The sequence below is a fragment of the Martinezella dioscoreae genome, from assembly GCF_009176305.1.
GTDB lineage: Bacteria > Pseudomonadota > Alphaproteobacteria > Rhizobiales > Rhizobiaceae > Rhizobium > Rhizobium dioscoreae.
On record NZ_BLAJ01000008.1, the window covers coordinates 1 to 23,789 of the forward strand.

The following is a 23,789-nucleotide window of genomic DNA, read 5'->3' on the forward strand; positions in this document are numbered from 1 at the left end:
GATTCAATGTAATCTCGGAGTGTCCACAGCTGCGCATGGTCGAATAGCGTAACAATTACAGAGATGGAAATCCCGGCCACCCGCTTGTCAACGATCAAGCAGGAGCCGGTCGAGTTTGCTGCTCGGATTCCCGAACACCAGATCCTTGAACAATGCGGAAACGATCCGCGGGCGCGAACCTGTTCTCTCATCGATCAACACCACCGAGAGCCTCTTGATCTCGATGGTGATTGTGCGTGCATCGTCACTGCGACGATACCTCCATGCATCGAGCAAATCGAAACCGTTCCGTGCGGCCCATGCCGCGACAATCTGCGCCGTCATGACGTGTCCTTCGGATGAGACGGCCACCATGTCCGCTCAAATCATCCTGCCCTATCGAAATAACTCGAACGGAGGAAAGGGATCCAGCGCCGGCTGGGCCAAGCGGTCGATTGTCGAAAACTGTTGCAGCTTGGACTCACACTTGAGGTGCGAGGTCGATCAACAGCAACCTTTGCATTGCTCACCCCCAGCATGGCCCGAACGACCACCGTGGCCGCCATCAGTTCGCGCCCATGCGAAATCCGCCACAAATCGCATGGCTCGAAATTTGCGGGCAGGCTCTGGTACCACATTCAACGGAAACGCTGTTGAAATATTGATCTTCCAGCATCTTTCCCAAGTCACCCGACCCAGGCCGCTACCGATTTGTAGGATTCTACAACTGCCACACGATTCCAATCTGTGCTGATTTCTCCGCGGAAGAAACAACGACGGAGAAGTTCATGCGAGTTGTCGCGTTCTCGACGCCCCGGACGATCCAGGAGACGCATCTCCTCCACATGCATCACAAACTCCGTGCCCGCGTGTTCTCCGGTCGCCTGGGTTGGGACGTCAAGGTAACCGCGGAATGCGAGTCCGATGACTTTGACGCTCATGGGCCAACCTACGTCCTCGCAATCTCCGCCTGTGGCCAAGTGGCCGGATGTGCAAGGCTGCTCCCGGCCCTCGGTCCGACCATGGTGACCGAGGTCTTTTCCTCGCTTCTCCCGAATGGCCGGCTAAATGCCCACCGCGCAATGATCGAAAGCTCGCGCTTTTGCGTCGACACCGCACTTAAGGAGGGAAGGGAAACGGGTTCAGTGCATGAAGCAACGCTGACCATGTTCGCGGGAATCATCGAATGGTGCATGGCGAACAACTTCTCGGAAATCGTCACGGTGACCGACGTCCGCTTCGAGCGGATCCTCGCTCGTGTCGATTGGCCGCTCCAGCGCCTCGGCCGACCCAGGAAGATCGGTGGTACCATGGCGGTAGCCGGCATCTTACCTGCCAATGAGGAGATGTTTCAGAAGCTCCGCCCTTCCAACTACCAGTCGGAATTCACCCCTAGCAACCATGCGATGTAAGGAGAAATCGGTGAACCAGCTTCGCTCTCACCCCCGGCTTGTCCGCAAACTTCAAGAAGCCCTCGGCGATCAGCTCTGCGTCGCGCTAGATGATCCGACCGTCGTCGAGATAATGCTCAATCCGGACGGAAAGCTCTACATCGAACGGCTTGGGCACGGTATCGCTCCGGCCGGCGAGATGTCGTCGGCCGCCGCCGAAATGGTGATCGGCACGGTTGCCCATGCCCTCCAGTCCGAAGTCGACGCCGAGCAACCCATCATCTCCGGAGAGCTACCGATAGGCGGTCACCGGTTCGAAGGTCTGCTGCCGCCGGTGGTCGCCAAGCCTGCCTTCACGATTCGCCGACGCGCTTCGCGTCTAATCCCGCTCAACGATTATGTGTGCTCCGGCGTTATGACACAGGACCAGGCCTTCACGATTCGAAGCGCGATCTCCTCCAGGCTGAACATCATCATTTCGGGTGGTACCGGGTCTGGCAAGACAACGCTCGCGAATGCGGTGATCGACGAGATCGTGAAATGCGCACCAGAGGATCGGCTCGTCATTCTGGAGGATACGGCCGAGATCCAATGTACGGCGGAGAACGCCGTTCTTCTTCATACCAGTGACACTGTCGACATGGCACGGCTCTTGAAGAGCACCATGCGCCTGCGTCCCGATCGGATTGTTGTCGGCGAAGTCCGCGACGGTGCCGCTCTCACCTTGCTCAAGGCATGGAACACCGGTCACCCGGGTGGAGTGGCAACCATTCACTCGAACACCGCCCTGTCGGCGCTGCGTCGTCTTGAGCAGCTCACGGCGGAAGCAAGCCAGCAGCCCATGAACGAGGTGATCGGCGAAGCCGTCGATCTCGTTATCTCCATCGAACGGACAGCGCGCGGGCGGCGCGTTCGTGACGTCATCCAGGTCGAGCGCTTCGTCAACGGCCGATATGAAATTGAATCCGACCAACTTAGCGAAGAACAGGAAGAAGCACATCATGTCGTGTAAGAACTTGAGTTTCATCGTTGCGCTGCTTGCCGCATCCTTCGCTCTTGCTAGCGTCACCCCAGCGTTCGCCAGTTCTGGCGGCAGCCTGCCCTGGGAAGGTCCGTTGCAGCAAATCCAGGAATCGATCACCGGTCCGGTCGCCGGCGCCATTGCACTGGCCGCCGTGGCCATCGCTGGCGGAATGCTGATCTTCGGCGGCGAGCTCAACGATTTCGCGCGGCGCTTGGTCTATGTCGTCCTCGTCGCCGGCATCCTGCTCGGCGCCACCAACATCGTCGGCCTGTTCGGCGCGACCGGTGCCTCGATCGGATTGCCGGACGCGCAGCTAACATCGAACGGACAACGCTTGGACGGGGAGAGGACTCATGACTGAGCCCGTATCTGGCCTGCAGCGCAACCGCATTCACCGTGCACTCTCGCGTCCGAACCTCCTGATGGGCGCCGACCGCGAACTAGTGCTGCTCACCGGTCTGGCCGCGGTCATCCTGATCTTCGTTGTGCTGACCGTCTATTCCGCGCTCTTTGGAGTCGCCGTTTGGATCGTCATCGTCGGACTTCTCAGGATGATGGCGAAGTCCGACCCATTCATGCGGCAGGTCTATATCCGGCATATCTCGTACAGACCCTACTATAAGGCGACCACGTCGCCTTGGCGCCGGTATTGAGGAGACGGCTATGGCGGCACTCAAACGCTTCCGCGCGACCGGTCCATCCTTCGCCGATCTGGTTCCCTATGCGGGCCTGGTCGACAATGGCGTTCTCCTGCTGAAGGACGGGAGCCTGATGGCCGGCTGGTACTTCGCCGGTCCGGACTCGGAAAGCGCGACCGATCTTGAACGCAACGGCCTTTCGCGGCAGATCAATGCGGTCCTCTCGCGGCTTGGAAGCGGCTGGATGATCCAGGTCGAGGCCATCCGCATTCCGACGGTCGATTATCCGTCGGAAGAGCGCTGCCATTTCCGCGATCCGGTCACGCGCGCGATCGACGCGGAGCGCCGGGCGCATTTCAAGCGGGATCAGGGGCATTTCGAGAGCAAGCACGCCCTCATTCTCACCTACCGGCCGCTTGAGTCCCGGAAGACCGCCCTCAGCAAATATATCTATTCGGATGAAGAGAGTCGGAAGAAGTCTTACGCGGACACGGTGCTCCTTGTTTTCAAGAATGCCATCCGTGAAATCGAGCAGTATCTCGCGAACACATTGTCGATCAGGCGAATGGAAACCCGTGAGACGATCGAGAAGGGAAGGGAAAGGATCGCCCGCTATGACGACCTGCTGCAGTTCGTGCGATTCTGCATCACGGGCGAGAACCATCCGATCAGGCTTCCGGATATTCCCATGTACGTCGACTGGATCGCGACGGCCGAGCTTGAGCATGGCCTGACGCCAAAGGTCGAAAGCCGCTTCCTAGGCGTTGTCGCGATCGATGGTCTGCCGGCGGAGAGCTGGCCAGGCATTCTCAATAGCCTCGACTTGATGCCGCTGACCTATCGATGGTCATCCCGCTTCATTTTTCTCGATGCGGAGGAGTCGCGGCAAAAGCTGGAGCGCACGCGCAAGAAATGGCAGCAGAAAGTCCGGCCATTCTTCGACCAGATATTCCAAACACAAAGCCGGTCGATGGATCAGGATGCGATGGCCATGGTGGCCGAGACCGAGGATGCCATCGCACAGGCCTCATCGCAGCTGGTTGCCTATGGCTATTACACGCCGGTCATCGTGCTGTTCGACAGCGACCGCGAGGCACTGCAGGAAAAGGCTGAGGCGATCCGCCGGCTGATCCAGGCCGAAGGTTTTGGCGCTCGGATAGAGACGCTCAATGCGACGGACGCGTTTCTTGGCAGTCTGCCAGGCAATTGGTATTGCAATATCCGCGAACCACTGATCAACACCAGCAATCTCGCGGACCTCATCCCGCTCAACTCGGTGTGGTCGGGAAGCCCGATCGCCCCCTGCCCCTTCTACCCACCGAATTCGCCGCCCTTGATGCAGGTCGCGAGCGGATCCACCCCGTTCCGGCTCAACCTGCACGTCGATGATGTTGGCCACACGCTGATCTTCGGGCCGACGGGATCGGGTAAATCGACACTTCTGGCGCTGATCGCCGCGCAGTTCCGCCGATACGGCCAAGCTCAGATTTTCGCGTTCGACAAAGGAAGCGCGCTTTTGCCGCTGACGCTCGCGGCCGGCGGCGATCACTATGAGATCGGCGATGACGCCGAAGGGAAGGACCGGGCGCTGGCCTTCTGCCCCCTATCCGAACTCGGAAGCGACGCCGACCGTGCGTGGGCGACGGAATGGGTCGAGATGCTGGTCGGCCTCCAGGGTGTCACCATCACGCCCGATCATCGTAATGCCATTTCCCGTCAGATCGGACTGATGGCGAGTGCTTCTGGGCGATCGCTTTCGGATTTCGCCAGCGGCGTGCAGCTGCGCGAGATAAAGGACGCACTGCATCACTACACCGTCGATGGGCCCATGGGGCAGCTCCTGGATGCCGAGGAAGACGGGCTGACCCTTGGCGCCTTCCAGACCTTCGAGATCGAGCAGCTCATGAGCATGGGCGAGCGCAACCTCGTCCCGGTTCTGATCTACCTGTTCCACCGGATCGAGAAGCGCCTGGACGGGTCTCCCAGTCTGATCGTGCTCGACGAGGCCTGGCTGATGCTCGGTCATCCCGTGTTCCGCGACAAGATCCGCGAATGGCTGAAGGTACTGCGCAAGGCCAATTGCGCGGTGGTGCTCGCGACCCAATCCATCTCGGACGCCGAGCGGTCCGGGATTATCGACGTCCTGAAGGAGTCGTGCCCGACCAAGATTTGCCTTCCCAATGGTTCCGCTCGACAGCCGGGCACGCGGGAGTTCTATGAGCGAATGGGCTTTAACGAGCGGCAGATCGACATTGTCTCCACCGCGATCCCCAAGCGCGAATATTACGTGGCGACGCCTGAAGGCCGACGCCTCTTCGACATGTCGCTCGGACCGGTCGCCCTTAGCTTCGTCGGCGCTTCCGGCAAGGAAGACTTGAAGCGCATCCGCGCGCTGAAATCCGAACATGGCCATGACTGGCCGATCCACTGGCTTGAATCGAGAGGAGTTCACGATGCCACATCGCTACTCAAGTTCGAATAGATGGTTCGCCTGCCTGGCGGCCGCGGCCCTGACGATCGGAACCGCGCCTTTAGCTCGAGCGGGGACCGCCACCGGTGCCGCGACGGAGTGGACGCAGCTCGCCAACAACGCGCAATTGGTGGACCTGCTCAAGAGCTCGGGCATCCAGGTCGACAACCAGCTGACGCAGATCAGCCAGCTTGCGGATCAGATCGAAAACCAGCTCAAGATCTACCAGAACATGCTGCAAAACACGGCTCGGCTCCCCGATCATATCTGGGGACAAGTTGAAAGCGATCTCAATCAGCTGCGCGGTATCGTCAACCAAGGTCAGGGCATCGCCTTTTCGATGGGCAATGCCGACGATGTTCTTCAGCAGCGTTTTCAGAGTTATGCCGATCTCAAAACCAACCTGCCGGACAACGCGACGTTCTCCTCGACCTACCAGTCCTGGTCAAACACCAACCGCGACACCATCGCCAGCTCCCTGAAGGCGGCGAGCCTGACGGCCAGCCAATTCGACAGCGAGGAGGAGACGATGTCGTCCTTGAGATCGTTGTCGGAGACGGCCGATGGGCAGATGAAGGCCTTACAGGTGGGCCACGAAATCGCCGCCCAGCAAGTCGCGCAGATGCAGAAGCTTCGCGGTCTCGTCTCACAGCAAATGACGATGATGGGAACTTGGCTCCAGACCGAGCAGACCGACAAGGATTTGGCCCAGGCGCGACGCGAAAAGTTCTTCGACGCCGAGGTCAAGAGCATTCCCGAAGGTCAAAAAATGGAGCCTCGCTGGTGAGCCGCGCTGCCCTCGTTGCCCTGTTGCTCGCCGTCACCGCCGCGAGCCTGTTGATCGCTGGTTTCCGGGGCGGAGCCAAACCTGTTCTCAGCGAGGAGCAGCGTGCTCTTCGGGAGAAATTCTTCGGCTCCGGCGGGGAGCCGCCACCGATTAAGGACGGACAGGAGATGCGCCCAAGATGGTGAAGAGCAATTTTGAGCGCCCGTTCCTGATCGCAGGACTTGCCTGCCTCGCCTGCGCCGCCCCCGCGTTAGCGCAGGAAGGACAGGTTCTCACCGAGCTGGAAAACCAAGTATCGGCCGCGGCGAAGGGATGGGAGACAACTATCATGGACGCGGCGAAATCGCTGTTCTGGATCCTCGCGACGATCGAAGTCGGTATCGCGGCGGTCTGGCTCGCCGTCCAGGCCGCGTCGCTGGATAGTTGGTTCGCCGAACTCGTACGGCGGATCATGTTCATCGGGTTCTTTGCGTTCGTCCTCACGCAAGGGCCGACGTTTGCACGCGCGGTGATCGACAGCCTGTTTCAGATCGGCTCGGGCGGTGGCTCAGCCTCGCCCGCCGAAATATTCGACGCCGGTATCCGGGTCGCCTCGCAAATGTCACAACAGGCGAAATTCGGGGTTTTCGAGGACAATGCCCTGGCGATCGCGGCCATACTAGCGATGGGCGTCGTCGTCATTTGCTTTTCGCTTGTCGCGGCGATCTTCGTATCGGTGATGGTCGAGATGTATGTTGGTCTGCTGGCCGGCATGATCATGCTAGGGCTGGGCGGCTCATCCTACACGAAAGACTTCGCCATCCGTTACCTCATATACGCCTTCGGCGTCGGCATGAAGCTGATGGCGCTGGTGATGATCGCGAAGATCGGATCGCAGGTCCTCTTGGGTCTGGCGAATGCTCCGACCGCATCCTCCGATCGATTTGTCACCACTTTGTCGATCGCCGGCATTTCCGTCGTGGTCTTCATTATCGCCATGTATGTACCGAGCATCCTTCAGGGTGTTGTCCAGGGAGCCTCCGTCAGCGGCGGTATGGAGACGATCCGCCATGGTGGACAGGCGGCATCCTTCGCCACCGGCGCCGGGTTCCTCGCCGCTGGCGCGGCTGGCGCGGGCTTCGCGGCGGCCCAGGCCGCACGAGCCGCGGGCTCTTCCGTCGCTGGCGCCGCTCTTCGCGGTATCGGTGTGGGCTTCGGTTCGGGCGCGCAAGCAGCCGGCTCAGCCGCCAAGGAAAAGGCGATCGGCTCCCCCGGCGCCTATGCCGGCTCCATTCTCGGACTTGCGAATGCGAAGCTCGATGAACAGCGTGGCGGTCACGGCGCGCCAAAGCCGCCCCCGGAACGCAACGACAGATCATAAATCACAAGGGAAGAACAAATGGCAGCGAACCGCGCACCTGATAATCCGTATCTCGCCGCACGTCTTGAATGGAACGAACGCTATGGCTCCTATGTGAAAGCCGCCGCCGCTTGGCGGATCGTCGGCATCCTTGGCCTGGCAATGGCCGTGATCGGGTTCGGCTACGCGATGTATCTGAGTACCCAAGTGAAGCTTGTCCCCTATATCGTCGAGGTCGACAAGCTTGGAACCGCGGTAACAGCCGGCTTCCCCGAACAAATCGAGTATGCCGATGCGCGGGTGGTACGCTCGACGCTCGGCAACTTCGTCACGAGCTTCCGTTCTATCACGCCCGACGCCGTGGTACAGAAGCAATATATCGACCGCACCTACGCTCTGCTGCGCACCTCCGATCCGTCGACCGAGAAGATCAACACTTGGTTCCGCGGCAATTCACCCTTCGAGAGGGCGAGATCCTCGACGGTCGCGATCGAGGTCAACAACATCGTGGCGCTTTCGAAGCAGACCTATCAAATCGACTGGACGGAATACGAGCGGGACCGGAAGGGCAAGGAAACCGGGACCCGTCGCTTTCGTGGCATCGCCACGGTCGCGCTTACCGCGCCGCAGGATGAGGCGACGATCCGCCTCAATCCCATCGGCCTCTATGTCCGGGATTTCGACTGGACGGCTCAGCTTTAAGGATAGGGATATCTCAATGCGAAAAAGAGGATTGATCGCGGCCGCCGGCTGCATGGCCGGACTCGCCTTTGTGGCGTGCGCGCAGGCGCAAAGCATGACCACGAATGAAGTGAGGGGAACGAATATTTCCCGGAAGTGGCGTGGGGCACCTGGCCTGGTCACGACAGGACCGGATGGCAAGATCATCTTCCTGTTCGGCGAGACCCAGCCCTCGGTCGTCTGTTCGCCGCTGCAGGTCTGCGATATCGAGCTGCAGGGTGGTGAGATCGTCCGTGACGTGCTGGTGGGCGACACGGTGCGCTGGAAGGTGGAACCCGCGACATCGGGGGCCACCGGAGGCCAGGCGATCCACCTGATCGTCAAGCCTTCCGAATCTGGTCTTGTGACCTCGATGGTGGTCACGACATCGCGACGCACCTACCATATTCAGCTCAAGTCTCACCCCAGCCAATACATGGCGCGTGTCGGCTTCGAATATCCGGAAGATGTTTCGACCAAGCTCGCGGATATCAATGCCCGTCTCGAAACAGGCGGCATTCCCGGCACGACGCCGGATAAGCTGAACTTCTCCTATTCCGTGAGCGGCAGCGCGCCCTGGAGGCCAAAGCGGGTCTATTCGGACGGTGTGAAGACCTACATCCAGTTCCCGAAGTCGATCTCGGATCAGGACGCACCGGTACTGTTCGTCGTTTCCGGCGGCCAAAATCGCATCGTGAACTATCGGATGAAGAATAACATGATGACCGTCGACTATGCCATCGACAAGGCGATCCTCGTTTCCGGCGTCGGTTGGCGACAGCAGAAGATCACTATCCGGCGGGGAGGATGATCGATGGGCAAGCTTTTCGGATTCCTGCTCGTGGTCGTGCTACTTTCCGGTTGCCAAACGGCGGATGACGCGCTGACCACGAGCTCAACTCCCGTCGCCGTCACCGGACCCGCCGCAAGCGCCATTGCCGGTGACATGGCGAGCCGGCTTGCCGAGCAGATCGGTCCGGCCGGTGTGGCGACGATCAAGATGGAGAACGACACCTCGGAGTTCGCGACCGCCCTCGAGGCGGCCCTGAAGGGGTGGGGCTACACGGTCGTCACGGACGGCAAGGTTGCGAAGGACGTCAAGCCGGTTGAGCTTGCCTATGCAATCGAGCGGTTCGATGGACAGGTTTTCGCGCGCCTGTCGACGCCTTCGATCGCTCTTGGCCGTGCTTATACGCCGACGGGATCCGGCGCCGCGCCGGCCAGTCCGCTTTCGATCATGCGGCGCAACTGAGGGAGATCGAAATGGGCCAATCGCTCCAGCTTGGCACGTCACGCCAAGCCGACGATCAGACCGGCATGCGCCGGCTCAACCGCCTGCCGATCATCGTCGCCATCATCGTCATCACGTTGTTCGTGGGAATCGTCGTCATCGGTCTGTCGCTGCGCGGTCTTTCCTTCCAACGTGGCGACATCGTGGAGGCGTCTAACAGCCCCGCGACCAATTTCGGCGACCAGCTCAAGAGAGGTGTAACCGATGGCATTATCGGTGAGCCGGAAAAGCAGGAGTCGTTTCAACCAACTCCCGTGATCGTGGAAAAAACGGAGAAGCACGAACCACTCGTCGAACGTCAGCCACCGGAGCGGCAAGATCGTCGACAAAGGCTGGAGTCGGAAGAGGAGTGGAAGGCGCGGTTGAAGCGGGAGCAGGACGAGCAATATATCCGTGAAGCACAGCGCCAACGGATGGCGCGCCTTCAGGCCCGCGCCACCGCGCTCGATTCACCGCTTAAAGTCGACATCTCGGATGTCGAGAAGGCGGCGAGTTCCACCAATGAGCCTGGTCGCCAGGCGCCGAATGCCGCCGCGAACAATGCTTCGGACCTCTACGCCACCGCCATGAAATCCGGGCTTATCGGCCAAAACGTCGACCAGAACGGCCAGGCGTCGAAGGAGGATTTCTTCAACCAGGACATCAAGGATCTCGGCTACCTGCCGAACCAGGTCGTGCCGCGGATGTCGCCTTATGAACTGAAGCGCGGCTCGGTCATTCCCGCGACCTTGATCACCGGCCTCAACTCCGACCTGCCTGGGCGCGTGACCGCGCAGGTCAGCCAGAACGTCTATGACAGCGCGACGGGCTATCGCCTCCTCATCCCGCAGGGCGCCAAGCTGTTTGGTCGATATGACTCGAAAGTTTCCTTTGGTCAGGAACGGGTACTAGTCGTCTGGACGGATCTTATATTCCCAAACGGGTCTACCTTGCGGATCGGCGGCATGGCAGGCACCGACGCCGAGGGATATGGGGGCTTCCGGGACAAGGTAGACCGCCATCTCTGGAGGACATTCGGTTCAGCGGCGCTGGTGGCGATTATCGGGACTGGGATCGACATGTCGATGCCGGAAAGCTCAACGCTTGCGACGCAGGACACGGCGTCGGATGCCGCGCGACGAAATTTCGCCGAGAGCTTCGGCCGGGTCGCGGAACAGACGATCTCGAAGAGCCTCAATGTTCAGCCGACGATCCAAATCCGGCCGGGCTACAAATTCAACGTCCTGGTGGACCAGGACATAATCTTCCCGGCCCCCTATCAGGGATAGGAGAAGCTTCGACGGAGCGTCAAGCGGAACATCAATGATTTCGGTGGATCCGTCTCGTTCCTACGTCGCTGAATTTTCCGTAGAAGGTGCCGATGCCAAACGAGGTCCTGCGAGTCCCGATTCCTTCAGCTGCCGTCCGATCCATTTTCCCTGGCGGCCAGCAGGCATATCCCGCGGGCAACATCCAATGATCGTTCGAAGGCCGGCAGAGGTAGAAACTCGAAGCGAGAATGAAAGTTGTGCGCGCCGGTGAAGAAGTTCGGAGTCGGTGTTCCTCGAGCGGAAAGCACGGCGCCATCGGTGCCGCCGCGCATTGGCAGGAGCTTCGCTTCGATCCCGAGCTCGGCGAGAACCTCGAAAAGCAGCTCAGCGGCGCGGTTATCATCGCAAAGGCTGCTGGCGATATTTTGGTAGGTATCGGCCAGCTGGCAGCGAACATCGCCAGTCGGATATCGCGAGTTGACCAAATCCGCTATCTCCAAGATCCGACGTTTGCGTTCATTGAATCCGATCTCATCGAAGTCCCGGATCAGGGCGATCAACGTCGCCTGGCTGTCATTTGCGATCAGATCCTTGAACCAGAAAAAACCCTCCCGATCCTGAGTGCATTCCGGTGCATCGCCACGGTCGAAGTGGCCGATGAAGTCTATGGCCATTAGCAGGGGATTGACGAGGGTGCCCTTCGCCGACATGGGATGAGCGCTGACACCCGTGAAGACGATTTCACAAGATGCGGCGTTGAAGGTCTCAAGGACTACTTCGCCTAGCTCGCAGCAATCGATCGTATAGGCGAAATCGCAAGGGAAGCGGGAGAGATCGAGCGCCTTGGATCCCCGCAGCCCGATTTCCTCGTCTGGTACGAAGGCAACGAAGATGTCTCCGTGCTCGCCTTTTGCATCGAGCCGGGCAAGGAGTGTCATGATGACCGCGATCGCCGCCTTGTTATCCGCGCCCAGGACGCTGGTGCCGTCGCCGAAGATGATCTCCTCGCCTGCCCAACGGAGAATTTCCGGATGTTCGTCGACGCGCAGCCAAATGTCCTCGCGAGGATTGAGGCAAAGATCCGCTCCCTCGAAGCGAAGAACCCGCGGTCGGACGATCGGCGAGAGACCGACGTCGACTGTATCAAGATGGGCTATGAAGCCAACTTTTGGAGCCTTCGGTCTGCTCCCGCGCTTCACCGCCGTCACGATCGCATGCTCGTCGACCTGGACATCATCGAGCCCGAGCGTACGCAACTCCTCTGCCAGCAAGACGGCGAGCTCGAGTTGTCCGGGTGATGATGGCAGCGATTGGGAACGGCCGTCGCTCTGGCTCTCGATCGCGGCATAACGAAAAAATCGACTGACGAGCTCGTCTCGAACTTGCATGTTTTTCATCCCATCCAGGCTGGCCCAAGGAGGTGCCGTCGAAATCCTCGGCATTCTCATTCGTGGCACGGCCGATCGCTGCATTTGGGCATGGCGTCAGATAGCGAAGCGATCGCGCATGACCTCCGACCCTGATGTCCTCGGCTCGAGCCGCACGACGCCAATATCGCCCTCGATCACGATATCGACGCCAAGGCTGGCCGATTGTTGGGAAAACCGCCGCAAGATTCTCTCGGCGCTTTTCGCCGTTGCCAGATGTGGCACCAGCCGACGCTCCAGCAGTCGGTCCTTCAGTCCCTCGTCGCCGCCGATGATGACGGGATGAAGCGTTATGGCGGTAAGATTGTTGTCACCGTCGAAAGAGCACAAGCTGATCACGCTCTCCCAGACCTCGGGTGCCGTCCAAGTCGATTTTTCCGAACGAACATGGAAGATGAAATTGCCAAGACTGTAGAAGATCGGCTTGGCCCGATAGATCTCCAGGGGCTGGAGAACCGGCGCGCCGTGGCTGACGAACATGGCGGCTCCCGCGTCGATGCATTGCCGGGCGACGCCGCCGACCCATTCGGGAACCTGGTACCAGTCCGAGGCCCAGTGATGATGGTGCAGATAGGCGACCACCAAGGAGCCGTCGGCCGCGGCGGAGCCGATCGCCGCGAGATTTCTTGCCATGTCGCGCTCATCGATCGTCACGCCGCGGCCGAACCCGTTGGATCGCGTGAACACGGCGCGACCGATACCGATCTCGCGATCTGGAGAAAGACGCCGTGGATCGTCCGGCTGGCTGTCATTGGCAAGGTCGATCGGCGTGTAGCCGACCCTATCCCGGATGACGCCGATCCGTCGGAACGACTCTTCGTCCACCTCGATCACCTGTGACAGTCCGAGCCGGTTCACGCCGGGGCGCTCGGGACGGCCGTTGTCCGCATCCGCCGCATACATGAAATCCGGACCCGGACCGCCATCCATCGCGATGATCGCGACACGCCGGCCCTTGATTGTCCCGACACCCGCACGCGAGGCCTCCTGACCGTTGCGACCAAGACCGGCATGGAGGAAGCCTCGCTTCTCCACCTCTTCCAGCGTCGACAACACGCCCGGCGGGCCAAGATCGAAGGCATGATTGTTCGAGAGCGAAAGCGCGCCGAACCCCATGGATCGGAGAGCGTCCAGGACGGCTGGTTTGCTGCATCCGAAGAACGAACCCTTTAGCGGCCAACCGCCGTGATTACCAAGGATCGTCCCCTCGAAATTGGTGAACGAGAGATCGGCCTGATGAAGTAGCGAGCGAACCTGCCCGAAGGCTGCAGCGCTTATATCGTGGATGTCGTGCTTTATGAGCGATTGGCCTGTGACGGCCAACGTGAAGCTGTTGTTCATGTGTCACCTTTTATCGCGGCGAATGCCGCCAATTTCCAAAAACCAATATTGAAGCGCGCACCGGCGCTCAGCCGTTGCAACAATCGAGGCTCAGGCCATGAAGCGGTGAGGCCGCGCGCTGATGAGCGTTTGCGTGTAGGGATTGCGGGAACGCGAGAAGACGGCATCGCAAGGGCCGGCATCCTCCACTTGGCCATTCCTGAAGATGTAAAGGGAATCGCAGAGCTGCTGCACGACGGCCAGATCATGGGAGATAAAGATCATGGTGATGTCCCGCTCGGTGATGGTGTCCTTCAGCAACGTCACGATCTCCGCCTGCACGGAGACGTCGAGAGCCGATGTCGGTTCGTCCGCCACGATAATTTGCGGCTGAGCCAGCAGGGCTCGCGCTATGCAGGCGCGTTGCTTCTGGCCGCCTGAAAGCTGGTGCGGATATCGGCCGAGCAGGCTTCGGGCGAGGCCGAGGCGATCCATCATCCTCACGAGATCGTCGGGCTCGCCTTCGTGACGCGAAACTCCGCCAAATCGGATGCTTTCGCGCAGCGTCTCCTCGATCGTCATCCTGGGATTGAGCGACATGGCCGGGTCCTGAAAGATCATCTGCACGCGGCCGAGAAGACCGCCTCGCCGGCCATTCCTCGACGGGTCATACTCCCTTCCGTCGATGATGATCCTGCCTATTTGTGCCGTGTCGAGGCCAGCGACGATACGGCCAAGCGTCGTCTTGCCGCTCCCGCTCTCGCCGACGATGCCGGTGATCGTGCCGCGCCGCAGTTGGACATTGACGTCACGCAGCGCGAACTTCGGGCCGTTCCGGCCAAGGCGCCACGCCAGGCCCGGCGGCGGGAAGGTTTTGGAAAGACCTTCAACCACGAGAAACATGTCTCGCTCGTTATCGTTCTCGACGGAAACAATCCCACCCGTGTCATTATCAGTCTTCACAGCCGTCACGGCGATCCGCAGCCGCGGGACGGCCGCGAGCAGGTTCCGCGTATAGTCATTTCGCGGCACGTCCAGGATAGCCGTGGTACGATCCTGCTCGACCACTTGGCCCTTTCTCATGACAAGGACTCGGTCGGTGATCTCGGAAACCACGCCCATGTCATGCGTGACGAGGACGACCGAGACGCCGGTTTCATCGACGAGGGTTCGAAGCAATCCGAGAATCTGCTTCTGGACGGTGGCATCCAGCGCCGATGTCGGCTCGTCGGCGATGATGATGTCCGGAGAGCCGGCAAGCGCGATGGCGATGACAATCCGCTGTCTTTGGCCACCCGAAAACTGATGCGGGTAATCGCCATATCGCCACTCCGGGTCGGGAATTCCAACTCGGCCCAGCAGATCGATCGCACGCGCGCGGGCCTGGCGCCGAAAAAGGGAGGGGTCGATCGCCAGGATCGTCTCCTGGATCTGCGTCCCGACGCTCATTAGCGGATCGAGCGAGGATGTATGATCCTGAAAAATAGCCGATATCCGCCGCCCGCGAATGGCATCTCGCTCACTCATTGTCATGGCGTCGATGGACTTGCCATCGAATTCGATCGTTCCGGTCGATTGCTGGAATTCCGGTGCGAGCAGGCCGAGCACGGCATTACCCAGCGTGGATTTTCCCGCTCCCGACTCGCCGATAATGCCGAGGATCTCGCCACGATCGAGTTCGAAGCTCACATCGGTCAGGATTGTGACCGGCCCGGACGCCGAGCGGTAACGAAGGCCAAAATTGCGCACCCGAAGCAGGGGAGTCTTCATGTTTTCTTCGCTCATGCCGCGCGGCTCCTCGGGTCAAGACGGCGGCGAATATCCTCGCCGACCAGATTAATGCTGGCGATCAGCCCGAATAGGGCGAGGCCGGGGAAAAGGCTGATCCAGTACTGGCCGGTCAGGAGATACTGAAAGCCGTTCGCGACGGTGGAACCCAGGGATGGCTTGTCGAGCGGAACTCCAAGGCCCAGAAAGGACAAGGTCGCCTCGAGCGCCACGGCGTGACCGATCTCGATCGGTATCAGGGTCACGGCAGGCGCGATGCTGTTCGGTAGCAGGTGGCGAAAGATGATCCGCGAGGTCGGCATCCGCAGCAAGCGCGCGGCATCCATGTAAGGCTTGCCCGCCTCGCTCAAGGCGATGCCGCGCGCCAGCCGCGCATAGGTCGCCCACTGGGCGATGATTAGGGCCAGGATGATCCGGTCCATTCCAGGCCCAAGTGTGACGATGGCGATCAGGGCGATGAGGATCGTCGGAAGGCTGAGTTGCAGGTCGACCAGCCGCATGATCGCGATATCCACCCACTTGCCGAAAAAGGCAGCACAGACGCCAGCGGTAAGCCCGATCAATGCGGCGATGGCGGCGCTGGTGACCGATACGACGAGGCTGATGCGCAACCCGTAGAGGATGCAGCTGACGATATCCCTGCCGAGCCCATCAGTCCCGAGCAGGTAAAGATAGCCGCCACTGCCGCCTGTGCCCGGGGGAGAGGACGCCTCCCAGCCGTAGATCTGCAGCGGATCATAAGGGTTTTGTGGTGCGATCGCCGGTGCGGCGACCGCGACGAGGATATAGACAGCGAGCACGATGTTGGCGGCGGTCAGGACTTGAAGACGCGGACGCCTCTTCAGCGTGTTTAGGATTTCAGTTCTCACGATGGATCACCTTATGAAGACAAGCGCACGCGCGGGTCGAGCACGGCCTGGAACAGGTCGACAAGGGCGTTCAGAACGACGAAGGCGACGGCGATGAAGGTCAGGGTGGCCATCACGACCGGCCGGTCGAGGAGCTGGATGGAATCAATCAGCAGCTTGCCGACGCCCGGCCACGCGAAGATGGATTCCACCACCACCGCGAAGGCGAGCATGCCGCCGAACTGCAGGCCGATGATGGTCACGATCGGCACGCTGATGTTGGGAAGCGTGTGGCGAAACAGTATCCGTCGCGGGGAAAGGCCCTTGGCGCGACAGAACCGGGTGAAGTCCAGGTTTTCGACTTCGATCGTGCCTGCTCGCGACAGCCTGGCGATCAGCGCGATATTCGGGATGGCGAGCGCCAGGGCGGGGAGGGCGAGATGCCACAGGCCGTTCGCGGTGAACACGCTCCAGTCCTCGCCGAGGACGACCACGGTCGAACCCCGGCCGCCGGAGGGGAACCAGCCCGTCAGGATGGCGCCGACTAGGATCAGCATCATGCTCAGCCAGAATGATGGAACGCTGAGCGCGAACACGCTTGATCTCAAGATGGCCTTATCGAGTGACGTACCCTTCCTCCGGCCGGCGAGGAGCCCCACTCCTACGCCGACCGGAGCCGCGATGAGCATCGCCACGCCGGCGAGTTCGAGCGTCGCGGGAAGCTTGGCTATGACCAGCGCGAACGCCGGCAGGTGATAGATGTAGGACGTGCCGAAGTTTCCATGCACGACATTGTCCAGGAACAGGAGATACTGACGCCAGATCGGTTGATCCAGCCCGAGCGCGATGGTCGCGCGCCGGATATCCTCGGGCGTGGCGGTTTCCATATTGACGATGCTGAACACCGGGTTGCCGACGCTGTGAAGCCCGATGAATCCGATCAGCGACATGGCGAGGAGGAGAAGGAGGGCTTGAGAAAGCCTGCCGAATGCGACTGAAACCAAGGCCATGATGCTTACTCCGTCGCCGCGAGCGCCTGCATCGCGGTCGTCCAGCCACGGGGATGCATCACATAGGAGGCGATACGCGGCCCGTAACCGACGATGTGATGGAAGTGGTAGAGCGGAATGATCGGCTGGTCGGCCATGACGAACTCCGTCGCGGCGGCAAGTGCCTTGTTCCGCTCCGGCCCATCCTGCATGCTTTCCGCCTTGGCGAGCATCGCGTCGAAGGTCTCGTTACGATAATGTCCAAAGTTCAGGGCTCCGGTTCCACGGCCGGGATTTGGGGAGGCAAGCAGCGCATCGAGGATGACATTCACGGTCTCGCCCGAGCTGCCGCCATACCACAGGGCATAATCGCCCGCCGCCCTCTGGGTATTGAACACCGAGAACGGCGAGGCGACCGGCCGGACGCTGACGCCGATGCGAGCCCAGCTCTGGGCGATGGCCTGAAGGCTCTCGGCGTCGCCGGGATAGCGGCCGGCGGGTCCGGCCAGAACGACGTTGAAGCCGTTCGGAAAGCCTGCCTTCGCTAGAAGCGCTTTCGCGTCGTCATAATTCGGCGCCTCGGGCTTCAGGGTCGCGGATGTGCCCGGCAGGCCCGCCGGAAAGACTTGCGCGGCGGCCGTGCCGTAGCCCGAGAGGATCTTCTCGACCAGGATACCGCGATCGATCGCCATGGCGAGCGCCCGGCGGACGGATGGGTCCTTAAAGGGGTTGGGAATGGGTTCGCCGGACTTTCCGGTGACGCCTGGGAGCGTATCTCTGCCAACGTCGAACTGCAGGAAATTAACGCGCGCGGCGCCAATGCTGGCGATCCGGACGCCGCGATTTTTTAGGGAGGCGACATCGCGCGCGGGAATGGCGTCCGCCACGTCGACATCGCCGGTGGCCAGCGCCGCCACGCGTGCGGCGGGGCTTTCAATGACCCGAAACGTCACCGCGGACCAGGCGGGCCTTCCACCCCAGTAGCCATCATTCCTGGAAAGCCTCAGCGTCTCGCCGGAACTCCAACTCTCGAACATGTAGGGTCCCGTGCCAACCGGACGGCCGGTATTGAGCTCCTCGGTGGTCTGGAACCCCTGCGCCGGCCTGTGCATCACGAAGATTGAGGAGAGGGACAAAGGCAGGTTCGGGAGATTGCCGTCCGTGTCGATGACAACGGTAAGGGGATCTCTTGCCGAAACTGACTTGATTCCGGTCAGATAGGACCGAAAGCCGCCGCTCGGTGGCTTCAGGACATCGCGGATTCGCTCGATCGTATAGACGACATCGTCCGCCGTGAAGGGCGAGCCATCATGAAAGCGGACATTGTCGCGAAGCTTGAATTCCCACTGCGTGTCGGAAACGGCGCGCCAGGAAACCGCGAGCTCAGGCCTGAGGTCAAGATGCTCATCCTGATAGACCAGCCGCTCATAGATATGGGACAGCAGTGATGTGTTCTCGTTGAGGTTCGCGTAATGCGGATCGAGCGTCATCAGCTTGTACGAGGTGGCGATCCGCAGCTCCTGCGCCTGTGCCGGGCCAGCCAGCACGCTCCAGACCGTAAACAGGATCAGCGGCGCGGACAGGATGAGCCGACGCAATGGATTTCCGAGTTTCATCATGAAGTTCCCTTTTCTTAATTTTGGCGCGGCCGAGGCCGTCGCGGTGGAAGCGATCCCACCACGCATGTCTATTGAGATGATTTCCTCAGGGATCCGGCTCGCACCGTCTGGCCCGGCCGGCCGTCCCGATGAGCAACCCCGAAGCGGCATCCTCCGATTACACGAGGCAGAGGCGTCTCCGCGTCAGCGGAGGGGAACGAAAACCGATAAATTCCTAGAGAGGAACCGAAGCGGCGAACCCGACCTGCGGCAGACGCGCGGTGCTAGACACCGAGCGTCGCTCCCTGCATCGCGGCCGTGACCTGACGACGAACGCTACCGCGGGACGACATTTCGGCGTCAATCTTCAGCAAGTCGGCGATGACAGAACGGAGCTGTGGCCAGGGATCCTCATCGCTTGAAGCGGATGGTTCCCATCTGGCGAGCATGGCATCGAGCTTGAGGCTCGCGCCGACGATTGATTCCGCGGGCGTATCCCACAGCCTTTCTGCCAGCTCGTCTTCAATGGCAGCCGCGCGTTCCTCTTCCCGAACCGCCGCGCTATATCCGAACTCTCGGTCGGCCGCCTTCCACGCCTCAGGCGCGTCGGACGGCGTGCCAACCATCTCGAACAGCCTCTTTTCGAGACCCTGCTGCCGCACGCATGATTCGATCAACCGGTGCCGTGCCGCGCACCATTGCTCCCAAATGGCAAAGGCGAGATCGTCATTTTGGATATCCAATGGCCCCATAAGTCGGGCTGCAAGCCCAGGATGTGTGGGAAAAGACGCCGACACGAAGGAATGGAGGTCTCCTTGCGTGACCATAGACAAAGTTCTGCTATTGTCGGAATCAGCCATGATCCGAGCTCCTGACAGCTTAGGTTGTGGTCAGATCGAACAGGTGTTGCCGCACTTGTTCGATCGCTGACCGTAGCCTCTCCTACAAAATGATAGAAGTCAATCAGAAAGTGTGCCTTGAATAATTTTCTTCTTACAACTGAGCAATGCCGCGGGGCACGAGCTATGTTGGGCTGGAGCCAAGCGGAGCTTGCAAAAGCAGCAAACGTGTCTCGGCAAACGATCGCTGATTTTGAACGCGGCGCTCATATGCCTATCAACAATAATATCGGCAGCATCATCGCCGCATTTCAGGCGGCCGGAATAGAATTTATCCCAGAGAACGGTGGTGGAGTTGGTGTTCGCTTCAGGAAGCCGGGGGCGTAGACCGTTAAAACACAATCGGCCGAACACATCGCTGCAGCCCGTCGCCCTTACGATTGTCGCGGCTCACTTTTTGCGCTCGGCACACGAGCAAGCGGCGCGGCTGCCTCCGAGCCATACAACACCGGGTACCACACACCGGCAGATGTGTTTGCCGACCTGCAGAAGGATTACACCGGTTTCCCCAACCCTGGACCTTCCTCTCAACATATCTCTGCCTGAAGCAATGATCTGTCTGGAAGAAAGATCGGGTGAGCTTGCGGACTCGCCATCAGCAGCCTTTGCATCTCTTCGATGTTCTTTGTATGTTCTGCCCATCGCGGGCGACATGCTCAGTTGAAACAGCGGATGGGGTGGGACAAGGTAGGGCGATGATAAAGGGTGAGTCGACTATTTTTAGCCAGAAACAATCTGGCGCGTATTTCACGCCAAGCGATGTCGCGCAGGCTCTCGTGAGTTGGGTGCTTCGTCGGCCGTCCGACCGGCTGATAGATCCGTCATGCGGCGACGGCCAATTCATTTCCGTCCACCATAAATCCGTCGGCATCGAGCAAAACCCGCTTTCCGCTCAAGCTGCCATTGCGGCCGCACCCTGGGCGCTGGTTCATAAAGGCGATTTCTTCGCTTGGGCTGCCGAAACGCGCGAGCGCTTCGAATGCGCAGCGGGCAATCCTCCATTTATTCGCTATCAAAGTTTCAAGGGCGACGTCCGACGCCGCGCGTTGGATCTGTGTTCGCAATATGGCGCGCACTTCTCCGGCCTGACATCGTCCTGGGCGCCGTTCCTGGTGGCAAGCGCCTCGCTGCTGAAGCCGGACGGACGGATGGCTTTCGTCGTGCCGGCAGAAATCGGGCATGCGCCATATGCCGCCCCTCTCCTGGAATACCTTGTCGGCTCCTTTGCTGAGGTTCACATCATCGCTATCCGGCGAAAGCTATTTCCATCGCTTTCGGAAGATTGCTGGCTGCTTTATGCCGAAGGCCACGGCGGTTCAACGTCCCGCATTGGCCTGACAGTGTGCGAGACATTCAAGCCCGACAAACACAGGCCGAAGCCTGATATCTTCGTCGACGTCGATGAATGGCGCACGACCTGGTCGCGTCGCCTGAGACCGTACCTCTTGTCGAAGAATGTTCGCGACATCTATGCGACGGCCATCCAGGATCCGACAAGCAAACGGTTCGGCGATATAGCCTCCATTGGTATCGGGTATGTGAGCGGAGACAATGACTTTTTCCATCTGCGGCCATCGGAGGCCAAGCGGCTGGGAATTCCGGCTGCATTTCTTCATCCCAGCCTGCGCAACGGCCGGGCGATGCCGAGCAGCCAGATTACCGAGGCAACTGTCGAAGCTTGGACCAAAAGTGATGATAAGGTTCTTCTCCTTCGACTGACGCGCGGACAGGAACTGCCGTCGAGCGTGCAGCGCTATCTGAACAGCAGTGCCGGCCGTGAAGCCCGCCTCGGCTACAAGTGCCGCAATCGCACGCCGTGGTATGCCGTGCCGGATGTGCAGATACCGGACTTCGTCCTGAGCTACATGTCGGGTCGATCCGCGAACCTCGTGCAAAACCTCGCCGGTGTGACCTGCACCAACAGCGTTCACTCGGTGCGTGTCCGTGATCGTGCGCTTGCAGCCAAGTTGCTGCCGCAATGGACAACCCCATTCGTGCGGCTGAGTTGCGAGCTTGAAGGGCACGCGCTCGGCGGCGGAATGTTGAAGCTGGAGCCCCGGGAAGCTTCGCGCATTCTCTTTCCAGTGGAGGCCAGAGCCGCTGAAGCCCACAACGACGCATTGGAAGATGCGATCAACACGCTTCATCGTTGGAGGCATTATGCCGAGTAATCTGGAGGCGAAGACCTGCCAATGGACCAATCAGTCTGATGCCTTGGCGGCTTTTGCGGAATTCACTGGCAAGACCCAGAGCGCCAGCCACATCAAGCCGCTGCATTGGTATGTAGCCTGTCGATTGGTCATCGAAGGCGGCTTTGATCCAGACGATATCGTACCCCGCCCACCATTTCGTATAAAGCGCCGTTCCGGAAAGCCCCCTCTTCTCGAATACGAACCGGCTTCGGCAGGAGGTGGCGAGCGGACCGTCCTTGGCGGCTTGAAGACCAAGAACGTCGACGTCGTGGTGACGCGCGAGGGTATTGGCCCGGTTCTGGCCGTTTCATGCAAGGGAGTGACCGGTGCATTCCGAAACCTGACGAACCGCATGGAAGAGACGATCGGTGAGTGTACCAATCTGCACATCACGTATCCGGCACTGGTTCTAGGCTACCTCGTCCTGCTACGTGCAAACCGAATGATTGAAACTGCACTTGACGATGCCGCCGAAGTCGCCGCAGATGCGGAGCAGGCAAGCGAAGGTGCCAAGACGCTTGCCGCCAACGACGTCGCTATGACGGAAGGTGGCGAACCGGTTGCCGGTATCGTCCGCTTTCATAATGCGCTGCGCGAACTCGTCGGCCGGCGCGGCATTCGCGACGATGTAAGCCGTTACGAGGCGATAGGCTTCGGTCTGGTCGAAATGCACGGGACTAGACGAAACAGCCTGCTCGATAGTTTTCCTGGTCCCGATAGCCCGCTTCGATTGAGCGGCTTCTTCGACACTCTGTATGCTCGCTATGATGAGCGCTTTGTGGTCAGCGCTCCCGATCTCTCGCGCACTACGAGACGACTGGAATGGGATCCTGCATCACCGGCCTTTAAGGTGCCGGATCTGGACTATATGCCGCGAGTGGGTGGAGAGATCGCGCCAGTCGAAAGTTCTGATTAAAATTCGCACTACTGGCAAGTATATAAAAGGCTGCTTCTCTCAACGGCGAAGCTCGACGCGCGTAATCGCCGCGATGAGACCTGATGGTGGCAGGAGATCTCTGATCTTCAATAGCGGCATTCAACTGGTTGGTTGCCTAGCATCCCACGACGTTCCGATTTCGCGCGAGGTATTTGATGAAAAATGGCTCGGCGCGAAAAATATTGGCCCCTGACCTTTGCCCCGTTTCTTTAAGGCTGGACCAGCATTTGCTCCATCACGTGAGCTTCGAAGTCCATCTTACGTGAGAAGATTTGCCGCGGGTCTGCCAGCCAGCTGGTCGAGGGTGGCCTGAGGGGTGCTCATCCGCCCAGTCGCCACACCATGATGATGTCGTCGATTGCCCTGCCGTCGTCGAGCACTCCGCCGGGAATTCGACCAACCTCGACAAAGCCATGGCGCCGATAGAATCGCGCCGCGACCGTATTCTCGGCGTTGACCGCGAGTTCCAACTGCAGAATTCCAAGACTTCTTGCATAATCTGAAACCGTGGTCAGAAGATCGGCCGCGGCGCCGGATCCGCGCGCACTCTTTCGCACATAAACACTCACGAGGGTTGCGCGATGCGCCAATTTCCTCGGGCGATGACGTGAGAGGCCCATCATCCCAACCGGCTCCTCATTGATGAAAGCGACGAAAGCCGGCTCGTTCAACCGGTTGCGCCACTCCTCGTCCGAAAGATCTACCCAATCTTCGTGGACGCTCGCAAATGCGGACGGTTCGCAGGAAAGTGCCTCCAGGCGAATGCGGCGGAAGACTTCGACGTCGTCGATTGTTAGGCGCCTGATCATTAGCCTCCGTGCGTTCGACGACATATCCATCTCCAGTAGAGTAGGGCCAGTTATAACGGGTGAGGGGGCCGTATGTTTCAGTTTCTCCGAGGC

24 protein-coding genes are annotated in these 23,789 nt (G+C 60.1%); 15 read left to right on the forward strand and 9 right to left on the reverse strand.

Annotated features, from left to right (window positions below; translation table 11 throughout):
• Window positions 1-87 precede the first annotated feature (87 nt).
• Window positions 88-324, reverse strand: coding sequence for a hypothetical protein (locus GDN47_RS25035; protein WP_113354827.1), 237 nt, complete (start codon window positions 322-324; stop codon window positions 88-90).
• A 443-nt stretch (window positions 325-767) separates the two neighbouring features.
• Between GDN47_RS25035 and traI the strand changes: the two genes are divergently transcribed.
• From traI to trbI, 12 genes are read left to right on the forward strand one after another with little or no spacing between them, the layout of a single operon-like run.
• Window positions 768-1,391, forward strand: coding sequence for an acyl-homoserine-lactone synthase (gene traI, locus GDN47_RS25040; protein WP_152094495.1), 624 nt, complete (start codon window positions 768-770; stop codon window positions 1,389-1,391).
• Window positions 1,392-1,401: 10 nt separating this feature from the next.
• On the forward strand, window positions 1,402-2,382 hold the full coding sequence (gene trbB, locus GDN47_RS25045) for a P-type conjugative transfer ATPase TrbB (RefSeq protein WP_145635157.1): 981 nt from the start codon (window positions 1,402-1,404) through the stop codon (window positions 2,380-2,382).
• The gene (locus tag GDN47_RS25050) at window positions 2,372-2,755 is read left to right on the forward strand and encodes a TrbC/VirB2 family protein (protein WP_145635154.1); all 384 of its coding nucleotides are present in this window, start codon (window positions 2,372-2,374) and stop codon (window positions 2,753-2,755) included. The genes trbB and GDN47_RS25050 overlap by 11 nt, the downstream gene beginning before the upstream one ends.
• Complete coding sequence (locus tag GDN47_RS25055) at window positions 2,748-3,047, forward strand: conjugal transfer protein TrbD (RefSeq protein WP_069610839.1); 300 nt, start codon at window positions 2,748-2,750, stop codon at window positions 3,045-3,047. Before GDN47_RS25050 ends, GDN47_RS25055 begins: the two co-directional genes overlap by 8 nt.
• Window positions 3,048-3,057: 10 nt before the next feature.
• The gene (locus GDN47_RS25060) at window positions 3,058-5,514 is read left to right on the forward strand and encodes a conjugal transfer protein TrbE (RefSeq protein WP_152094496.1); all 2,457 of its coding nucleotides are present in this window, start codon (window positions 3,058-3,060) and stop codon (window positions 5,512-5,514) included.
• A complete protein-coding gene (gene trbJ, locus GDN47_RS25065) occupies window positions 5,486-6,289 on the forward strand; it encodes a P-type conjugative transfer protein TrbJ (RefSeq protein ID WP_152094552.1) in 804 nt (267 codons plus the stop codon). Before GDN47_RS25060 ends, trbJ begins: the two co-directional genes overlap by 29 nt.
• On the forward strand, window positions 6,286-6,474 hold the full coding sequence (gene trbK / locus GDN47_RS25070) for an entry exclusion protein TrbK (RefSeq protein ID WP_145323691.1): 189 nt from the start codon (window positions 6,286-6,288) through the stop codon (window positions 6,472-6,474). Before trbJ ends, trbK begins: the two co-directional genes overlap by 4 nt.
• Window positions 6,468-7,649, forward strand: a complete 1,182-nt coding sequence (gene trbL / locus GDN47_RS25075; protein WP_113396282.1) for a P-type conjugative transfer protein TrbL — start codon at window positions 6,468-6,470, stop codon at window positions 7,647-7,649. Before trbK ends, trbL begins: the two co-directional genes overlap by 7 nt.
• A gap of 18 nt (window positions 7,650-7,667) precedes the next feature.
• A complete protein-coding gene (locus GDN47_RS25080; protein WP_069610834.1) occupies window positions 7,668-8,330 on the forward strand; it encodes a conjugal transfer protein TrbF in 663 nt (220 codons plus the stop codon).
• Window positions 8,331-8,346: 16 nt separating this feature from the next.
• Window positions 8,347-9,159 carry a P-type conjugative transfer protein TrbG gene (gene trbG / locus GDN47_RS25085; protein ID WP_152094497.1) on the forward strand — a complete coding sequence of 271 codons (813 nt, stop codon included), beginning with the start codon at window positions 8,347-8,349 and terminating at the stop codon, window positions 9,157-9,159.
• A 3-nt stretch (window positions 9,160-9,162) separates the two neighbouring features.
• Window positions 9,163-9,600: a conjugal transfer protein TrbH gene (gene trbH, locus GDN47_RS25090; protein WP_152094498.1), complete on the forward strand. Its 438-nt coding sequence runs from the start codon at window positions 9,163-9,165 to the stop codon at window positions 9,598-9,600.
• Between the two features lie 11 nt (window positions 9,601-9,611).
• On the forward strand, window positions 9,612-10,907 hold the full coding sequence (trbI, locus tag GDN47_RS25095) for an IncP-type conjugal transfer protein TrbI (RefSeq protein WP_152094499.1): 1,296 nt from the start codon (window positions 9,612-9,614) through the stop codon (window positions 10,905-10,907).
• Window positions 10,908-11,032: 125 nt separating this feature from the next.
• Here trbI and pepT read toward each other — a convergent pair whose 3' ends face one another.
• From pepT to GDN47_RS25130, 7 genes are all read right to left on the reverse strand, one after another.
• Window positions 11,033-12,277 (reverse strand): peptidase T, encoded by a 1,245-nt coding sequence (pepT, locus tag GDN47_RS25100; protein ID WP_152094500.1) that lies wholly within the window; start codon window positions 12,275-12,277, stop codon window positions 11,033-11,035.
• A 96-nt stretch (window positions 12,278-12,373) separates the two neighbouring features.
• Window positions 12,374-13,657, reverse strand: coding sequence for a CapA family protein (locus GDN47_RS25105; RefSeq protein ID WP_152094501.1), 1,284 nt, complete (start codon window positions 13,655-13,657; stop codon window positions 12,374-12,376).
• Between the two features lie 90 nt (window positions 13,658-13,747).
• Window positions 13,748-15,421, reverse strand: a complete 1,674-nt coding sequence (locus tag GDN47_RS25110; RefSeq protein ID WP_152094502.1) for a dipeptide ABC transporter ATP-binding protein — start codon at window positions 15,419-15,421, stop codon at window positions 13,748-13,750.
• A complete protein-coding gene (locus GDN47_RS25115) occupies window positions 15,418-16,293 on the reverse strand; it encodes an ABC transporter permease (RefSeq protein WP_145635131.1) in 876 nt (291 codons plus the stop codon). Before GDN47_RS25115 ends, GDN47_RS25110 begins: the two co-directional genes overlap by 4 nt.
• 11 nt (window positions 16,294-16,304) lie before the next feature.
• A complete protein-coding gene (locus GDN47_RS25120) occupies window positions 16,305-17,282 on the reverse strand; it encodes an ABC transporter permease (RefSeq protein ID WP_145635128.1) in 978 nt (325 codons plus the stop codon).
• A 5-nt stretch (window positions 17,283-17,287) separates the two neighbouring features.
• The gene (locus GDN47_RS25125; protein WP_145635270.1) at window positions 17,288-18,877 is read right to left on the reverse strand and encodes an ABC transporter substrate-binding protein; all 1,590 of its coding nucleotides are present in this window, start codon (window positions 18,875-18,877) and stop codon (window positions 17,288-17,290) included.
• 266 nt (window positions 18,878-19,143) lie between these two features.
• Complete coding sequence (locus tag GDN47_RS25130; RefSeq protein ID WP_145635126.1) at window positions 19,144-19,719, reverse strand: hypothetical protein; 576 nt, start codon at window positions 19,717-19,719, stop codon at window positions 19,144-19,146.
• A gap of 165 nt (window positions 19,720-19,884) precedes the next feature.
• Between GDN47_RS25130 and GDN47_RS25135 the strand changes: the two genes are divergently transcribed.
• From GDN47_RS25135 to GDN47_RS25145, 3 genes are all read left to right on the forward strand, one after another.
• Window positions 19,885-20,085: a helix-turn-helix transcriptional regulator gene (locus tag GDN47_RS25135; protein ID WP_145635268.1), complete on the forward strand. Its 201-nt coding sequence runs from the start codon at window positions 19,885-19,887 to the stop codon at window positions 20,083-20,085.
• A gap of 449 nt (window positions 20,086-20,534) precedes the next feature.
• A complete protein-coding gene (locus tag GDN47_RS25140) occupies window positions 20,535-21,929 on the forward strand; it encodes an Eco57I restriction-modification methylase domain-containing protein (RefSeq protein WP_233788743.1) in 1,395 nt (464 codons plus the stop codon).
• Entirely contained in the window at window positions 21,919-22,866 is a 948-nt protein-coding gene (locus GDN47_RS25145; protein ID WP_145323671.1) for a hypothetical protein, read from the forward strand. The genes GDN47_RS25140 and GDN47_RS25145 overlap by 11 nt, the downstream gene beginning before the upstream one ends.
• A 341-nt stretch (window positions 22,867-23,207) precedes the next feature.
• Here the strand turns inward: GDN47_RS25145 and GDN47_RS25150 are convergent, their stop codons facing one another.
• The gene (locus tag GDN47_RS25150) at window positions 23,208-23,720 is read right to left on the reverse strand and encodes a GNAT family N-acetyltransferase (protein WP_173002565.1); all 513 of its coding nucleotides are present in this window, start codon (window positions 23,718-23,720) and stop codon (window positions 23,208-23,210) included.
• Between the last annotated feature and the right edge of the window lie 69 nt (window positions 23,721-23,789).

Coding starts and splice junctions, on each gene's coding strand:
- GDN47_RS25035 (WP_113354827.1), bottom strand. CDS start 324: ATGACGGCGCAGATTGTCGCGGCATGGGCCGCACGGAACGGTTTCGAT.
- traI (WP_152094495.1), top strand. CDS start 768: ATGCGAGTTGTCGCGTTCTCGACGCCCCGGACGATCCAGGAGACGCAT.
- GDN47_RS25050 (WP_145635154.1), top strand. CDS start 2,372: ATGTCGTGTAAGAACTTGAGTTTCATCGTTGCGCTGCTTGCCGCATCC.
- GDN47_RS25055 (WP_069610839.1), top strand. CDS start 2,748: ATGACTGAGCCCGTATCTGGCCTGCAGCGCAACCGCATTCACCGTGCA.
- GDN47_RS25060 (WP_152094496.1), top strand. CDS start 3,058: ATGGCGGCACTCAAACGCTTCCGCGCGACCGGTCCATCCTTCGCCGAT.
- trbJ (WP_152094552.1), top strand. CDS start 5,486: ATGCCACATCGCTACTCAAGTTCGAATAGATGGTTCGCCTGCCTGGCG.
- trbL (WP_113396282.1), top strand. CDS start 6,468: ATGGTGAAGAGCAATTTTGAGCGCCCGTTCCTGATCGCAGGACTTGCC.
- GDN47_RS25080 (WP_069610834.1), top strand. CDS start 7,668: ATGGCAGCGAACCGCGCACCTGATAATCCGTATCTCGCCGCACGTCTT.
- trbG (WP_152094497.1), top strand. CDS start 8,347: ATGCGAAAAAGAGGATTGATCGCGGCCGCCGGCTGCATGGCCGGACTC.
- trbH (WP_152094498.1), top strand. CDS start 9,163: ATGGGCAAGCTTTTCGGATTCCTGCTCGTGGTCGTGCTACTTTCCGGT.
- trbI (WP_152094499.1), top strand. CDS start 9,612: ATGGGCCAATCGCTCCAGCTTGGCACGTCACGCCAAGCCGACGATCAG.
- pepT (WP_152094500.1), bottom strand. CDS start 12,277: ATGCAAGTTCGAGACGAGCTCGTCAGTCGATTTTTTCGTTATGCCGCG.
- GDN47_RS25105 (WP_152094501.1), bottom strand. CDS start 13,657: ATGAACAACAGCTTCACGTTGGCCGTCACAGGCCAATCGCTCATAAAG.
- GDN47_RS25110 (WP_152094502.1), bottom strand. CDS start 15,421: ATGAGCGAAGAAAACATGAAGACTCCCCTGCTTCGGGTGCGCAATTTT.
- GDN47_RS25120 (WP_145635128.1), bottom strand. CDS start 17,282: ATGGCCTTGGTTTCAGTCGCATTCGGCAGGCTTTCTCAAGCCCTCCTT.
- GDN47_RS25125 (WP_145635270.1), bottom strand. CDS start 18,877: ATGAAACTCGGAAATCCATTGCGTCGGCTCATCCTGTCCGCGCCGCTG.
- GDN47_RS25130 (WP_145635126.1), bottom strand. CDS start 19,719: ATGGCTGATTCCGACAATAGCAGAACTTTGTCTATGGTCACGCAAGGA.
- GDN47_RS25135 (WP_145635268.1), top strand. CDS start 19,885: ATGTTGGGCTGGAGCCAAGCGGAGCTTGCAAAAGCAGCAAACGTGTCT.
- GDN47_RS25145 (WP_145323671.1), top strand. CDS start 21,919: ATGCCGAGTAATCTGGAGGCGAAGACCTGCCAATGGACCAATCAGTCT.
- GDN47_RS25150 (WP_173002565.1), bottom strand. CDS start 23,720: ATGTCGTCGAACGCACGGAGGCTAATGATCAGGCGCCTAACAATCGAC.